The sequence below is a fragment of the Photorhabdus laumondii subsp. laumondii genome, from assembly GCF_003343245.1.
In the GTDB taxonomy this organism is placed as follows: domain Bacteria; phylum Pseudomonadota; class Gammaproteobacteria; order Enterobacterales; family Enterobacteriaceae; genus Photorhabdus; species Photorhabdus laumondii.
Genome location: NZ_CP024901.1, coordinates 2141371 through 2156894 on the forward strand (window position 1 = coordinate 2141371; position 15524 = coordinate 2156894).

The following is a 15524-nucleotide window of genomic DNA, read 5'->3' on the forward strand; positions in this document are numbered from 1 at the left end:
CAGATGGATTATTACCTTGAAATTCGCGTTCTTCCTGATCTTGAATTCAGTCAGCAAAGCCTGTTCGAAGCGTTATTTGCTAAACTGCATCGGGCTTTGGGGCAGTTAAGTAATGGGCAGGTTGGTGTCAGTTTTCCGTGTGCGAGAAAAACACTGGGGGATACGCTGAGAATTCACGGTTCAAGCGAAGCGCTGAATGACTTACAAGCATTACCGTGGTTAAAAGGGCTCAGGGATTATACTGAGGTGATTGATATCCAGCCAATTCCCCAAGAAACTAAGTACCGCTGTGTCAGCCGAGTGCAGGTTAAAAGCAGTGCGGAACGACTTCGTCGTCGTGCTATTAAAAAGGGATGGTTAACGGGGGAACAAGCTCGGCAGCGTATTCCTATCAGCAAAGAACAACGTACTCATTTACCGTTCTTGTTTCTCAAAAGTTTGTCATCAGGTCAAAGTTTTCTGTTGTTTGTCAAACAAGGGCCAATACAAGACAAACCGACGTCAGGAATTTTTAGCTCGTATGGATTAAGTTCATCAGCTACCATCCCTTGGTTTTGACCCTTTTTTAGCGGCTAATTATAACTTATTGATTTATTTAAGGGATTAGCCGCTGCTAATAAAAAGGGTTTTTCTGCTTTTTATCATTATGTTCTTTAATAATCAGTAAATTAAAGGTAGTATCTAACAGTTCACTGCCGTACAGGCAGCTTAGAAACAAGGGCACGATTTCCCTTTGGTTTTATATGCGTTCACTGCCGTACAGGCAGCTTAGAAAGATGTGCGGAACAATTCAGTCTGCAAATACGTGTTCACTGCCGTACAGGCAGCTTAGAAAAATCGAAGAGCTTCATCCTTGTGAGTTTCTTCGTTCACTGCCGTACAGGCAGCTTAGAAATGTCCAAAGAGTGAAGCCGGTTCCTCCTCCCGGTTCACTGCCGTACAGGCAGCTTAGAAAGGCTGATGAGACAGTCCGATAATAGAACCCACGTTCACTGCCGTACAGGCAGCTTAGAAATGGAATGCGACTTCATCACCATTTTCAATCATGTTCACTGCCGTACAGGCAGCTTAGAAATTTACCGAAATCTTTTAGAGCGCTAGTTGTTTGTTCACTGCCGTACAGGCAGCTTAGAAAAACATTTAAAACATTATTTATTGTTACTGTTCGTTCACTGCCGTACAGGCAGCTTAGAAAATTTACGTAATGACCAATGACGATGGACATGAGTTCACTGCCGTACAGGCAGCTTAGAAATCGTCGATTTGAACGCGACTCAAGCTGCAATTGTTCACTGCCGTACAGGCAGCTTAGAAAATACCGGATTGTTAGTAAAACCTATCCACTTTGTTCACTGCCGTACAGGCAGCTTAGAAACATAAGCGGGACTAACCCGCCATTAATCAAGAGTTCACTGCCGTACAGGCAGCTTAGAAATGTTGAGCAGATGCCAACTCGGGTAGTGTCCAGTTCACTGCCGTACAGGCAGCTTAGAAAGGTCTCGATGTGCTGGTGGGTATCCCGGCTGAGTTCACTGCCGTACAGGCAGCTTAGAAATCACGTCATTTGTACCAATTTACTGACAACAGGTTCACTGCCGTACAGGCAGCTTAGAAAATTAGCGCAGATAACCCCAACTCGGAAGCTCTGTTCACTGCCGTACAGGCAGCTTAGAAATCCTATTTTTAAATAAATCATACACCTATGCAGTTCACTGCCGTACAGGCAGCTTAGAAAGTTGATAGCTGGCGAGATAGCAGCGGTAAGCTGTTCACTGCCGTACAGGCAGCTTAGAAATGTCGTGTTTCATGTAGTAATCTATTGCAACTGTTCACTGCCGTACAGGCAGCTTAGAAAATCAGGAGTACGCAAGAGCCGGACACAGATAAGTTCACTGCCGTACAGGCAGCTTAGAAAACCTATGTGTTCTGCCGACTCTTTAACGTCCAGTTCACTGCCGTACAGGCAGCTTAGAAAAATTAGCGAACAACGTAACATTGTTGATTCTGGTTCACTGCCGCACAGGCAGCTTAGAAAATTACGCAAGCTGTCACTAATGTTGCGTGCCCGTTCACTGCCGTACAGGCAGCAGCGCACTCGATTGAGTGCGCTAAAAAAGCAACCTATTTTCTTCTCGATATGCATCAATTGTTATGCTTTTGTGCATATTCTCCACTATTAACCCATTGATGGTCTTTTTCCCAGGTAAATAGCCACTTGCGGGTTGGTCCGGCCATTACGTTGAGATAATAGTTGTCGTAACCGGCAAGGGTTGCTACTGGGTGGTAGCCTTTGGGGACCATGACCACATCCTTGTTGTAAATAGCCATTGATTCATCCAGTGAACGGTCATCGGTATAGACCCGTTGCATGCAGAATCCTTGAGAAGGGTTCAGGCGATGGTAATAGGTTTCTTCCAAATAGGTTTCCTGTGGCGCATTGTCGGTATCGTGTTTATGGCTAGGGTAGGAACTGGTACAGCCTTCGTCGGTAAAGACTTCAACCACCAACAAGCTATCAGCAGGTTTGTTATCCGGTAGAATGTTGTGAACATAGCGTCGGTTGTAGCCATTGCCACGTTGTTCTGCATCAATATCCTGTGGCGTAATCAGTCGAGTCGGGTAGCTTCCTTTACCCGGTGCTTGGCATACCGCGAGTTCAAGAGCGGTATCGGCAATAATTTCAACAGATTCCCCCGCAGTGATGTAAACAGCATAAGGTTTTTTGCGTTCAAATGGCTGCATGCGATCGCCAATATGCTCAAACCGTTGATGTGGCGTAGTCACTGTGGCTTTGCCTGCCACTAAAACCAGACAGGTTTCATTTTCTGATGCGGGCAAGGTGATTTTTTCACCCGAAGCCAACTCATAAACATCGAAGTGGACATACTTCCAGTTTGCTGATTCCGGCGTGATATGTTGAGTTCGTTTGTTTTGATCCGGTGCATGATATTTTGATAATAATTTGGACATATTATCTACCCTCAGTACTATTTTTGCATGAATCAGATTGTGATTAATTAAAACAATCCGGTATCTCTGGCAAATTTGCGTAAATTGTTATAACCCATCGTGGCGTAGGTCAGTGGGTGAGCAACAGCAGGATCTTGTTCTGCTTCAACTACCAGCCAGCCTTTATAATTTTGTTTTTTCAACACTTGAAAAATTGCCGGATAATCCACACAACCATCTCCCGGTACTGTGAATACACCATTCAGCACAGCATCAAGGAAACTGGTTTTACGGTTTTTTATATCGTTGAGTACGTCAGGACGGATGTCTTTACAGTGAACATGATTAATGCGTTTTGCCCAGCGTTCTGCAACAGCCAATGGATCAGCGCCGGCAAAGGTTAAATGACCGGTATCCAGCAACAATCCAACTTCATCTCCGGTATTTTCCATCAGATGATCAACATCTTTCTCAGTTTCAATAACCGTTCCCATATGGTGGTGATAAGCAATCTGAACACCTTGTTCTTGGGTGTAACGGGCAAATTCAGTCAATTTTTCACCGTATTCTTGCCAGCGGTTAGCTGGAAATTGAGGACGAAGATGGACTGGTTTATTTTGATCGCCGTGAATGCAGTTTGTCACTTCCGCAAATACCATGACATTAGCTCCCAATTCGCGTAGCAGGGTCAGGTGAGATTGTACCGCTTTAATCTCTTCTGCTACTGAACGGGTGAGTAATTCGCCAGAGTACCAGCCAGATACCAGTACGAGATTGTGGGCGGCAAGTATGGGACCCAATACGTTAGCCTGACGAGGGAATTTGTTGCCCAATTCAAAACCGGTAAAACCTGCCTGGCGGCCCTCGGTTAAGCAGGTTTCCAGAGGTGTATCTGCGCCGAGAGTGGGTAAATCATCATTAGTCCAGGTCAGAGGGTTGATACCAAGTTGAACAGCCATGATGGTGCTCCTAGTTGAATAAAATAATGCTATCCGCGCTGACGCCACAGGCTAATCAGGTTGTGATAGTTGGTTTTTATTTTCTGGATCAAACGGTTATCATCAATCTCATTTTTTAGCCATTTTAGGGATGGTTGACCAAATAGGGTTCTTCCGACAGCAAAACCTTTGACGATAGACTTGCCGGCTGCGGCATTAAAGCCCATTTCCAGCTCTTCTTGTGGAGCATCAAGGCCAAGAATAACGACGCCACGGCAATAGGGGTCTCGCTGCTCGATGAGATAGTTAATGTTGTCCCAACTTTCAGAACTGAGAGGTGGGAGTTTCCACCAATCCGGTTTAACGCCAAGGTTATAAAATCGTCTAAGTGCGCGAATATAGAATTCATCTGAGTGTTTCATTTCCGCAGGTAGAATCACTTCCAGTAAAAGTTCGTGACCAGATTTACAGCATGCGGCATAAATTTCCCGAATTTTTTTCTCTTGCTCCAGGCGGAGTGGGTGAGCATCTTCTGGATGGAAAAACACCAGGCATTTGACGATGTGTTCCAGTGGCCAGTCAATAAGTTGGGAACCTATGTTGCCATGTTCCAGACAAAGTGGGCGAGAGCCGGGTAGCTCAATTGGGCGGCCTATCCACCAACCTTGACCGGTAATTTCGTTTAAAACATCCTGACCAAACGTGCTGTCACATAACAGGCCTATTTTTCCTTGTAACCCTGCTTCTGTGGCAACTTCCCGGCTGGCGCGTAATAGAAGTTGTTTTAATGATGAAATACGTTTGATACTGGCATTTGCTTGTCGGGCTAATTCGATAAATTGAATACGATGATCAAATGCCATGACGCACAGTTCGTCCCATTGATTTTTACGGGCGCTGATACGGTGAAGGTGATTAAGTGTTTCATCCAAATCAGGGCGTAGTATTTGATTGGCGCGTGATAGATAGTTATCAAGCTCTGTTTTATCTGGCATTGCCGGTGCGCAGCCATGACGAGAAACAACTAATGCGCCACAGGCATTAGCGTAAGTACAGGCTTTTTCCCAACCTTCGTTATTTAGATAGCCGCGTAGCAGGCCGGACATAAAAGCATCCCCGGCGCCGAGAACGTTAAGCACATCGACAGAAACGCCCTGTATAGTGATGCTGTCATTCAGATCATTAGGGATTTCAGCGGTAAAAATAGAGCATCCCAGTGATCCCCGTTTGCAAACCAATGCAGCAGATGTGAGTTTACGAATGTTGCGTAGTGCTTCGATAGTATCTGTGGAACCACCAGCAATATGGAACTCTTCTTCTGTGCCAACAATGAGGTCAAATAGCGATAATACTTCCTGTAGCTGAGCTGTTACCTGTTCCGATGTGATATAACGTGTTTCACCATCTCCCAAAGAAGTTAACCCCCAAAGTACCGGGCGATAATCAATATCCATGACCGTTTTCACACGGTTACGGCGGGCGTAGTTGAGGGCCGTCAGCACCGCATCGCGAGTGTTAGGATGAGAAAGATGTGTTCCGGTGATAGCCAGACAACGAGCGGATGCAATGTATTCTTCACTGAAATCATCACCGGTAATTGCCATATCGGCGCAGTTATCACGATAGAAGATCAGGGGAAAAGTGGTTTTATCTTTGATTCCTAGCAGCACCAGTGCCGTAAGGCGTTCTTTATCCGTGGTTAGATGGCTGGTATCACAGCCAACACTTTGCAACTCTTCCCTAAGGAAACGTCCCATATGCTCATCACCGACTCTGGCTAGCATGGAGGATTTAAGCCCCTGACGAGCGGTACCATAGGCGACATTACCGGAAGAACCCCCAAGATATTTTGCAAAACTTCCCATGTCTTCCAGACGTGCTCCGATTTGTTGGCCGTAAAGGTCAACGGCGATTCGTCCCATGCAGATGACATCAAATTTTTTTTGCTGCTCCATTGAACAATTCCTTATTAAGTACAACATCAAGCGTTGCTATGATGAGCTCCGACAGTGGAAGATTGATAAAAATAATTAATTAATTTCAGTGACATTCACCCAACGTTGCTCTTGATAAGAATGAGCAATGGCATCCAGAATACGTGAGACTTTCCAACCTTCGGTGAAATCTGGCCATATCGCTTTATTGCTGGCGATGCCATTGATCAAGTCTCTGATTTCCACTGTTTTTTGATCATTGAAGCCGATGCCGTGACCTGCACCGAGACAGAATGGCGCATAGTCAGGATGTTCTGGTCCAATAAGAATAGTTTTAAAGCCTTGGCGGTTTGCTGGTTCATCGTGACGGTAAAGTTTTAGTTCGGCCATTCTTTCTTGTGTAAAGCTCAAAGCACCTTTTGTTCCTGTAATGGTGTAGCTCAAACCCATTTTGCGACCGCAAGCAATACGGGAGGTTTCAATAATACCCCTTGCTCCGCTGTTGAAACGTACCATAGCATGTGCTTGATCTTCGTTTTCTACCGCAACCATAATGCTAGAGCCGGTTTTTTCCGGGCGTTGTTTGATAACAGTGGTCATGTCTGCGCAAACAGTTTGGATATCCCCAACCAGGTACTGCGCCATATTGATGATATGAGCAGCAAGATCGCCTAATGCACCTAATCCAGCTTTATCTTTGAAACAGTGCCAGTGGATAGGAGTGAATGGATCGGCCATATAATCTTCGTTATGAGTGCCGTAGAAGTGAATAACCTCACCTATTTCACCATTCGAAATGATCTCTTTAGCCAGTTGTGCGGTAGGGTTTTTCATATAGTTAAAACCGACTAATGTTTTCACTCTGGCTTTTTTGGCGGCTTCGACCATTAATTTTGCATCATGTGAGTTTAGTGCCAGTGGTTTTTCACAATAAACATGCTTGCCATGTTTGATCGCTTCGAGAGCCATCTCTTTATGAAGGAAATTTGGTGAGCAGATATCAACAACATGAATATCGGGATCTGATACTAATTTGCGCCAATTATCAGTAAAACGCCGGAAACCTAATTGCTCAGACCGTTTTGCGGCGAGTTCAGCAGAAACTTCCGCTACCATTTCACAAACTAGTTTGCCTGCCAGAGGGAAAACAGTCGGCGCTTGTGCGTAAGCAATGGCATGCGTCCGTCCGATGTAACCAGTACCGATTAGGCCGATACGAATCTCTTCCATATAGTTGTTTCTCCGAATAGAAGGAAGCGGATAGGTCGTTTATACCCGTTATCCTTCAAGTTGCCTCTTTGTTGGCTGCACTCACTCACCCCGGTCACATCGTTATCTGTGCTCCCGGGGATTCGCTCCCTTGCCGTCGCGATGCATCTTGAAATCCATAGGGTATATTGTTGCAGTCAATTCTTTAGTGTTTGCCAGTTAGCCTTGGTTATTGTCGTATACCTGTTATAGGAAATATTTGTTTCATTTTCAACTTAAATGAAAACATTAGTTCCAAGTTGTGATCTGATAAGGGTTTTTAGGTAACATCTCGTTATATAAGGTTAATTTTATAATGAGTTAGGTACCATTCAGAGGTAAGAACAGAAAAAATAGAATATTAGAATTTTTGTTTCATTTATGGCTTGGTATATATGGAGTGTGTGTTGGTTAGCAAATCTCCAGGATTTCCTCTTTCAAATATGGGATGCAGGGAAATCCTGGCAGTGAGTTATTCTGATAATAATATTGGAGTAATAAAGTCAGTTATTTATTTTATCTACCTGTTCTTTTTGGTGTACTATTTATTGCAAGCTTGCTGAATAGCGTTTTACCTATCTGGTATAGCGCATAAGATAGTATTAATGCAGCAGAAAGGTAATAAATAATCATGATTACTTTGGGAACGTTATGTGCAAGAAATACGTATATAGAGATTGAACATAGTGTAATTAACCATGCAACGGGTTTCACCATAGACCAAGGTGTAATATTTACCTGTTCGGTATAAACATCTGCAAATGGTTTAGCTGGAAAAAAGTAGCCAATAGCCAACATGAAAATAACATTGAGAACAAATAAAATGCCAACCAGATGAAAAAAGTGCAGGTCAATTTTTAAAATAAAATTACAGATAATATAGGCAGACATCCCGAATAATAGGCCAAGTTTAGCGGCAATAGGCGGCACTCGTTTGGTCATCAGACCAACTAATACCACGCTGAGAATTGGCGCGTTAAAAATTCCTTGTAATTGTTGAATGAGATAGAACAGACCATCCGGTGCATTAGCGACTAATGGTGCGACGATCATAGTGATTAACGCTAGCCCGATCCCTAGATATTTACTCATAGCGACTGTTTGAGTTTCGGTGGCATTTTGGTTGATTCGCGGTTTGTAAATATTGACGATAAACAGTGTTACAGATGAATTAAGTCCGCCGCTGAATGTGGAAAATACCGCACCGACCACCACCGCGGCGAAGAAACCAACCAATATTTCCGGTAGAATTAAATGGACTAATTCTGGATAAGCGTTATCTGGATTATCTATTTGTCCTTTGAAAATATGGAAAGCAATAATGCCTGGCAAAATAATAATAGACGGCATGATGAGTTTAAGTAAAGCACACAACATGACGCCTTTTTGTCCTTCGGCGAGATTTTTTGCACCAAGAGCCTTCTGAACAATGGATTGATTGGTACACCAAAAAAACATATTGGAAACAATTAAGCCGGTAAATAATGTAGAGAAAGGAACCAGAGAATCTTCACTACCGATGGAGTTAAATTTATCAGGATTAGATTGATAAACTTCAACTAATCCTTGCCAGGCATTGCCATTGCCGACATAGAGCAGAGCAAAAATGGTTACCATTAACCCACCAACGATTAAGCCAATGCCGTTAATGGTATCCGCGGCGGCAATGGCTTTAATACCGCCAAAGATGGCATAGACCGCACCTAATCCACCAACGCCCCAAACCATAATCCATAATGCCGTAGTTTTATCAATCCTGAATACATTGGAAACCTGAAATAGACTTTCCAATGCAATCGCGCCGGTATACAGCACAATGGGGAGTAGTGAAATGATATACATAGCCAGGAAAAGAATTGAGGTAATAAGCAGCGTATTTTTATCAAATCGGCGTTCAAGATATTCCGGGATGGTTGAAATACCGAGTTTCAGATATTTAGGCAGGAAATAGATAGCGAATAGAACGATTGTCACCGCGGCTATCACTTCCCAAGCCATAACGATAAAGCCAGTTCGGAATGCTAATCCATTTAAACCGATTAAATGCTCTGTGGACAGGTTCATCAATAACATAGAGCTACCAATATAAACACCTGTGAGAGATCGTCCGCCAAGAAAATAGCCTTCAGTGGATTCTGTCAGACGAGCATTATGGGTTTTGTAATAAGCGAAGCCAGCCACTAATAAGGTAAAACCAATAAATGAGAGAAAAGCTAACATACTATCCTCCAAGCCTGATTGACTATTTTCAGGCAGCAATATGCTGACGGGAAAGCGGCCTTTCCCGTTTTTAGGGTGAAAATAAATGTGAGTCAGTTAGAAATGTAGGGCTGTTTTATAATCTGATTTCTTTACCTGAATGTAAGGATTCGAGAGCTTTATCAGCCAGATAAAGTGCCTGTTCGCCATCAGTGCCATTACATTCTGGTGTGGCACGACCCGCCATGACATCGACAAAATGGTCCCATTCAGCAATGTAGGCTTCCCGGTAACGTTGCAGGAAGAAATGCTCTGGCTTGGCTGTTAAACAACCGCTGTTTTCCCAGAGTTCAACGCTGTTTTCTTTGATGTTGCCGGCGCTAAGCAGCCCTTTTTCACCATGCAATTCAATCCGTTGGTCATAGCCGTACCCGGAGCGACGGCTATTGGTAATGGTTGCCATTGCCCCTGATGGGAATTTCATAACGATAAAGGCGGTGTCAATATCACCCGCTTGCCCAATTGCTGGATCAACCAGATTACTGCCTTGGGCGTAGATCGAGCAGGGTTCCTCACCAATAATGAAACGTGCCATATCGAAGTCATGTATTGTCATATCCCGGAACATACCACCAGAACCTTTGACATATTCAGCAGAAGGAGGAGAGGGATCACGGGAAATAATCAGCAGAGATTCGGCTTTTCCTATCGCGCCGGCGTCAAACAGGGTTTTTACTCGGCGGAATTGCGGATCATAACGGCGGTTAAAGCCAACAAATAAGGGAACCTGATACTGTTTAATCGTTGCAAGGCACTGACGAACACGTTCAATATCAAGATGAACCGGTTTTTCACAGAAGATTTTTTTATGATGTTTTGCTGCGAGTTCGATCAGGTCTGCATGAGTATCTGTTGCTGAGGCAATAAGAACACCATCTATTTGAGGGTCAGACATTGCCTGTTCAATAGTTTGTCTTTTTGTTTGGTATTGCTGTACTAAAAGTTCAGCACTTTTCTGATGGGGATCGACAACCGAATAAAGAGAAGTTTCTTTATGATGAGAGATATTTGCTGCGTGTACTTGCCCAATTCGTCCAGCGCCAAATAATGCAATGTTGAACATGGATGCTCCTTGATACCTAAGTATCTGCTTATGAGATACTTTAAAATATATCAAATAAAACATTTATTTCAATTTATCAATATTTGGAAATTATATTTTTGAGTGTGGCGTAGCATTTTGTTAATAACAATATTGAATTTGTGTTAATTAGATCACGTAAAGTAAGATTGATACTGGATGGAGTGGAGAATTTGTCCTTTAAAAACAAATTATAATATGCATTCGACTCACTATATGGTTACGCTTGGTTATAGAGATTAATGAAAGGAAAAGAGTCACTTATTTCCAGAATAAAAATTTCAAAAATGGTATTGAAAGCGGTGAGGAAAGGGAAAATGGCCTGCAAGATAGCAGGCCACTAACATCTAGTACTGACGCACTTTGGTTGCAACCATCTCCTTTATTTTTTTTGCGGCAGATTCTATCGCTGGGTTTTCTGCTACTTGTGCTGTGCCTACTCGCCAGCATGATTCATAATCATGCGTCATTGTTTTAGGTAACACTTTGATATCTATGAGTACTGGTACCGTCTGTTTTTGGGCTTCCTGTAACGCACAAAGCAGTTGTTGCTCATCGTGGACTCGGTAACTTTTGCAGCCGTAGCTTTCTGCATTTTTGGCGAAGTCGACTTTAATCAGTTTGCCATCCATGTTGCCGCTTTCTGGGTTACGATAACGATTTTCTGTTCCGAAACTGCCCATCCCTTGGCTCATTTGCAGATTATTGATGCAGCCAAATCCCGCGTTATCAAATAGCAACACGGTGATTTTGATATTTTCCTGTACTGCGGTTTGCAGCTCTGAATGAAGCATCATATAAGCGCCATCACCGACTATGGCATAAACCGGTTGGTTGGGGCAGGCTAGTTTAGCGCCAATAGCAGCGGCTATTTCATAGCCCATACAGGAATAGCCATACTCAAGATGATAGGTATCCGGTTGTTTGGGTTGCCATAATCGCTGTAAATCGCCAGGGAGGGAACCTGATGCGCCAACAATAATCGCTTCGGGCTCAAGATATTTGTCTAATAATCCCAATACGCTAGTTTGTGTCAGGCGGGTTTGTAATGTTTGGCTGTACTCTTCCAATTTATCATCGAGATGACCGGGAATTTCTGGTGTGAAATCTGCCTGATACTCAATGTTGAACAGACGATTTAACTCTTTTCTCCATGTTTCCCGTGCCTGATGAATCTCATCTTGATAACCACTGCGATAATTCAATTTAATAAGTTGTTCTGCAATAGCGTTTAACCCTGCTTGGGCGTCTGATACAACGGGTATTGCATCCAGTTTGCAGGCGTCGAATTCCGCTACATTGATAGTGAGAAATTCAACTTCTGGGTGCTGAAATAGCGATTTGGATGCAGTGGTGAAATCAGTAAACCGGGTGCCAACGCCAATAATCAAATCGGCCTCTTTGGCGATCAGGTTGGCCGCAAGACAGCCTGTTGTGCCTAAGCCACCACAATTAAGGGGATGGTCGGCAATTACGGTGCTTTTACCTGCTTGTGTTTCAGCAAAAGGAATATTGAAGTGTTCTGCGAACTGACGAAAAGCGTTATGAGCTTCTGAATAGCGCACTCCACCACCACAGATAAGTAAAGGTTTTTTCTTGCGGTTTATGAGTGCCACCGCATCGTTAATCATGGCGACAGAAGCAGGACGGCGTTCAATGCGGTGAATTCGTTTTTGGAAGAAATAGTCAGGAAAATCCCAAATCTCGCCTTGAACGTCTTGTGGTAGGCAAATTGTGACGGCACCAGTATCGGCTGGATCGGTCAGAACTCGCATCGCATTAATCATAGCGCTCATTAGCTGTTCTGGTCTGGAGATACGATCCCAATAACGAGAAACAGGGCGGAAACAGTCATTGGTGCTGATAGTATGGTCGTGGAACTGTTCAACCTGTTGTAAGACTGGATCAGGTTGACGGCAGGCGAAGAGATCACCGGGTAATAACAGCAGAGGAATGCGATTAGCTGTGGCAGTTGCCGCAGCGGTTACCATATTGGCGGAGCCAGGGCCAACAGAGGAGGTTACGGCAAAAATCTGTTTGCGCTTTTTCTGTTTAGCAAAACCTGTGGCGATATGGGCCATACCTTGCTCATTGCATCCTTGGTAAACGGTCAAGTGACCAGGATCTTGCTCCAGTGCTTGCCCCAATCCAACAACATTACCGTGACCAAAAATGGTAAAGATTCCTCTGATGAATGGGTATTGCTCTCCGTCTGCTTCCACATATTGCTGGTTCAGGAATTTCACCAATGCTTGAGCTGCTGTCATTGTTGATTTGTTCATGTTACAGGACTCCATTTTATTCCATTGTTGGCATCACAAAATTGCTGGAATGATGTTCTAGCCTGATACTTGCTGGCCAGCGGCTGGTAACAGTTTTCATGCGGGTGTAGAAGCGAACGCCATCATTACCGTGAACGTTAAGTGGGCCAAAAATTGAGCGTTTCCAGCCCCCGAAGCTGTGGAAGGCCATTGGTACCGGAATGGGAATATTGATGCCTACCATACCCGCTTGTACATCTTCGCTAAACTGGCGAGCTGTTTCTCCGTCGCGGGTGAATATCGCGGTACCATTACCATATTGATGGCAGTTAATTAATGTTAGCGCGGTGGCATAATCGGGTACACGGACAATTGACAGAACAGGACCGAAGATCTCTTCTTGATAGATTTTCATCTCCGGCGTGACATTATCGAACAGCGTCGGGCCAATAAAATAGCCATTTTCATAACCGGGAACCTTGAGTTGACGGCCATCAATTAACAAGCTGGCCCCCTGTTTTTCGCCACTATCGATGTAATCACAGATTTTAGCTTGGTGTTGGGCGGAGATAACGGGACCCATATCGTTTTCTGTAGTTGCGACAATACCGGGACCGACAGATATTTTGTTGATCTGTTGACGTAATTTTTCAATTAATGCATCTGCCGTTTCATCCCCAATCGCTAATACAACAGACAGTGCCATGCAACGTTCACCTGCTGCACCAAATGCTGCACCTGCAATAGCACTGCTAGCCATATCGAGATCGGCATCTGGCATCAGAATACAGTGATTTTTTGCGCCTCCCAACGCCTGACAGCGTTTCCCGTGAGCTGAGGCGGTAGTGTAGATATATTCAGCGACAGGCGTTGAACCCACAAAGCTGACAGCTTGCACGTGTGGATCTGTTAGTAGTATATCGACGGCTTCTTTATCGCCGTTGATAACATTAAATACGCCATTGGGTAAACCGGATTGTTTAAGTAGTGATGCTAATTCAAGCGCGAGAGAGGGATCTTTTTCTGAAGGTTTCAATACGAAAGTATTCCCTGTCGCTAATGCGATAGGAAACATCCACATAGGAACCATTGCCGGGAAGTTGAAAGGGGTAATGCCAACACAAACGCCTAAAGGCTGCATTAATGAATGGCTGTCCACTCCTGTCCCGGTATTCGCGGAATGTTCACCTTTTTGTAGATGAGGGATGCCACAGGCAAACTCAACGACTTCCAGACCACGAGTTAATTCACCGATAGCATCTGAATAGATTTTTCCGTGTTCTTCTGAAATCAATCGTGCCAGTTTGTCTATATTAGCTTCCAGTAATGTTTTGAACTGGAACATGACACGAGCACGTTTCAGTGGTGATATTTTAGACCATTCTCTGTAAGCTTGATGAGCGATTTCAATTGCCTGTTCAACTTCATGGGCTGTGCTTAGTGCTACCTGACGTATCTGTTTTCCTGTTGCTGGATTGAAAACCGGCGAAAAACGGGTGCTATAACTGGGAATAAGTTGCCCATTAACATAATTCTGTACCTGTTCCATTCTGAGCCTCTTTTGCGGATTTGATGTTAGTACTGAATCGGAAACTTTGATAATAGATATATGAAATATATGTTTTATTTTCAATATGATTTGGAACAAAAGGCAATTAATGTGATCGGCGTAAAGTTTCTATGAATTACCGATAATTAGGTGACTAATTAGATGTTAATCAATATAGTGGTAATAATAAATCATTACAATGAATGGATTATGTATTTCATTTTTAACTATAAAAATGAAATATGATTCAGCTTATACGGTAAAACGATTACAATTGCTGGCGATAAATTTTATGGGGGATTTATGTCTGTCGCATCGAATCTAAATGAATTTCAAGAACAAGTCCGTTCACGTTATAGTGGGTTGAGTAAACGCCTGCAACAAGTAGCTCGATATGTGCTGGATAATACCAATAGTGTCGCTTTTGATACTGTTGCGGTGATTGCCAGAGAAGCTGATGTTCCTCCATCAACATTAATTCGTTTTGCTAATGCGTTTGATTTCAGTGGTTTTAATGAAATGAAACAGCTATTTCGTATGCATATGGTGGAAGAAACCGCCAGTTATGCAGACCGGGCCAGATTATTTAGAGAACTGGATGGCGAACAGGAACCGCCTGAAGACCCTCAGCATATTTTGCAGGAATTTGCTCGTTCAAATGTGCAGGCTATGCAACAGTTAGCTGCCAGAACAGCCCCTGAAGATTTAAGGAACGCGGTAGACTTATTGGCTCAAGCTAAGAATATTTACATTATTGGGCTGCGTCGTTCTTTTAGTGTGGCGGCTTATCTTTCTTATGCATTGAATCATCTGGAATGTCGTCCTTTACTCGTGGATGGTTTGGGGGGAATGTTCAGGGAACAGATTAATTTAATTGGGGAAGAAGATGTTGTTGTTTCAATCAGTTTTACCCCTTATGCAGAAGAGACGCTGATGGTCAGTGAACGGGCGGCAAAAGCCGGGGCAAAACAGATTGTGATTACAGATAGCCAGATTAGCCCGCTTGCCAGCTTTAGTGATGTTTGTTTTGTGGTTAAAGAAGCACAGGTGGAGGCATTCCGTTCTCAGTCTGCTACTTTGTGTTTAGTGCAATCTTTGGCTGTTTCTCTGGCTTATCGGCAAGGAAACACGATTTAATTGTGTATATTCCCGATGAACCTCTAATGACTATTGACCCGCGAATCCCGGCGGGTTAATGCTTTATCAGGTCAGTAGAAAGCACATAATTTAAATAGAGTGTAAACCTGATATTGAAACTGGTTTGTTAGACATAAATGTTGTTGATTCTTATTGGTGATAATTATT

At 43.5% G+C, this 15524-nt stretch carries 10 protein-coding genes and 1 CRISPR repeat array; of the genes, 2 read left to right on the forward strand and 8 right to left on the reverse strand.

Annotated features, from left to right (window positions below; genetic code table 11):
- The first annotated feature begins 3 nt into the window (after nt 1-3).
- A complete protein-coding gene (gene cas6f / locus PluTT01m_RS09305) occupies nt 4-558 on the forward strand; it encodes a type I-F CRISPR-associated endoribonuclease Cas6/Csy4 (RefSeq protein WP_011146073.1) in 555 nt (184 codons plus the stop codon).
- Nucleotides 559-687: 129 nt separating this feature from the next.
- Nucleotides 688-2095: direct repeats of the CRISPR family, unit length 28 nt; unit sequence GTTCACTGCCGTACAGGCAGCTTAGAAA.
- A 47-nt stretch (nt 2096-2142) separates the two neighbouring features.
- Here cas6f and iolB read toward each other — a convergent pair.
- The 8 genes from iolB to PluTT01m_RS09345 all read right to left on the reverse strand — a co-directional run bounded on the left by iolB (nt 2143) and on the right by PluTT01m_RS09345 (nt 14219).
- Entirely contained in the window at nt 2143-2970 is an 828-nt protein-coding gene (gene iolB, locus PluTT01m_RS09310; RefSeq protein WP_011146076.1) for a 5-deoxy-glucuronate isomerase, read from the reverse strand.
- 47 nt (nt 2971-3017) lie between these two features.
- Nucleotides 3018-3908, reverse strand: coding sequence for a myo-inosose-2 dehydratase (gene iolE, locus PluTT01m_RS09315; protein ID WP_011146077.1), 891 nt, complete (start codon nt 3906-3908; stop codon nt 3018-3020).
- Between the two features lie 29 nt (nt 3909-3937).
- A complete protein-coding gene (locus PluTT01m_RS09320; protein WP_011146078.1) occupies nt 3938-5842 on the reverse strand; it encodes a bifunctional 5-dehydro-2-deoxygluconokinase/5-dehydro-2-deoxyphosphogluconate aldolase in 1905 nt (634 codons plus the stop codon).
- A gap of 75 nt (nt 5843-5917) precedes the next feature.
- Nucleotides 5918-7051: a Gfo/Idh/MocA family protein gene (locus PluTT01m_RS09325; RefSeq protein ID WP_011146079.1), complete on the reverse strand. Its 1134-nt coding sequence runs from the start codon at nt 7049-7051 to the stop codon at nt 5918-5920.
- Nucleotides 7052-7585: 534 nt separating this feature from the next.
- The gene (locus PluTT01m_RS09330) at nt 7586-9289 is read right to left on the reverse strand and encodes a solute:sodium symporter family transporter (protein ID WP_041380033.1); all 1704 of its coding nucleotides are present in this window, start codon (nt 9287-9289) and stop codon (nt 7586-7588) included.
- A 115-nt stretch (nt 9290-9404) separates the two neighbouring features.
- Complete coding sequence (gene iolG, locus PluTT01m_RS09335; RefSeq protein ID WP_011146081.1) at nt 9405-10391, reverse strand: inositol 2-dehydrogenase; 987 nt, start codon at nt 10389-10391, stop codon at nt 9405-9407.
- Between the two features lie 365 nt (nt 10392-10756).
- Nucleotides 10757-12691 (reverse strand): 3D-(3,5/4)-trihydroxycyclohexane-1,2-dione acylhydrolase (decyclizing), encoded by a 1935-nt coding sequence (iolD, locus tag PluTT01m_RS09340; RefSeq protein ID WP_198408808.1) that lies wholly within the window; start codon nt 12689-12691, stop codon nt 10757-10759.
- A 16-nt stretch (nt 12692-12707) separates the two neighbouring features.
- On the reverse strand, nt 12708-14219 hold the full coding sequence (locus PluTT01m_RS09345) for a CoA-acylating methylmalonate-semialdehyde dehydrogenase (RefSeq protein ID WP_011146083.1): 1512 nt from the start codon (nt 14217-14219) through the stop codon (nt 12708-12710).
- A 303-nt stretch (nt 14220-14522) separates the two neighbouring features.
- On the opposite strand from PluTT01m_RS09345, the gene PluTT01m_RS09350 reads away from it, so the two are divergent.
- Nucleotides 14523-15356, forward strand: coding sequence for a MurR/RpiR family transcriptional regulator (locus tag PluTT01m_RS09350; RefSeq protein ID WP_011146084.1), 834 nt, complete (start codon nt 14523-14525; stop codon nt 15354-15356).
- Nucleotides 15357-15524: the final 168 nt, after the last annotated feature.

Bases quoted from the DNA above. Each gene is read 5' to 3' on its own strand.
- PluTT01m_RS09325 (WP_011146079.1), bottom strand. From the start codon at position 7,051: ATGGAAGAGATTCGTATCGGCCTAATCGGTACTGGTTACATCGGACGG.
- PluTT01m_RS09345 (WP_011146083.1), bottom strand. From the start codon at position 14,219: ATGGAACAGGTACAGAATTATGTTAATGGGCAACTTATTCCCAGTTAT.
- PluTT01m_RS09350 (WP_011146084.1), top strand. From the start codon at position 14,523: ATGTCTGTCGCATCGAATCTAAATGAATTTCAAGAACAAGTCCGTTCA.
- PluTT01m_RS09330 (WP_041380033.1), bottom strand. From the start codon at position 9,289: ATGTTAGCTTTTCTCTCATTTATTGGTTTTACCTTATTAGTGGCTGGC.
- iolD (WP_198408808.1), bottom strand. From the start codon at position 12,691: ATGAACAAATCAACAATGACAGCAGCTCAAGCATTGGTGAAATTCCTG.
- PluTT01m_RS09320 (WP_011146078.1), bottom strand. From the start codon at position 5,842: ATGGAGCAGCAAAAAAAATTTGATGTCATCTGCATGGGACGAATCGCC.
- iolB (WP_011146076.1), bottom strand. From the start codon at position 2,970: ATGTCCAAATTATTATCAAAATATCATGCACCGGATCAAAACAAACGA.
- cas6f (WP_011146073.1), top strand. From the start codon at position 4: ATGGATTATTACCTTGAAATTCGCGTTCTTCCTGATCTTGAATTCAGT.
- iolE (WP_011146077.1), bottom strand. From the start codon at position 3,908: ATGGCTGTTCAACTTGGTATCAACCCTCTGACCTGGACTAATGATGAT.
- iolG (WP_011146081.1), bottom strand. From the start codon at position 10,391: ATGTTCAACATTGCATTATTTGGCGCTGGACGAATTGGGCAAGTACAC.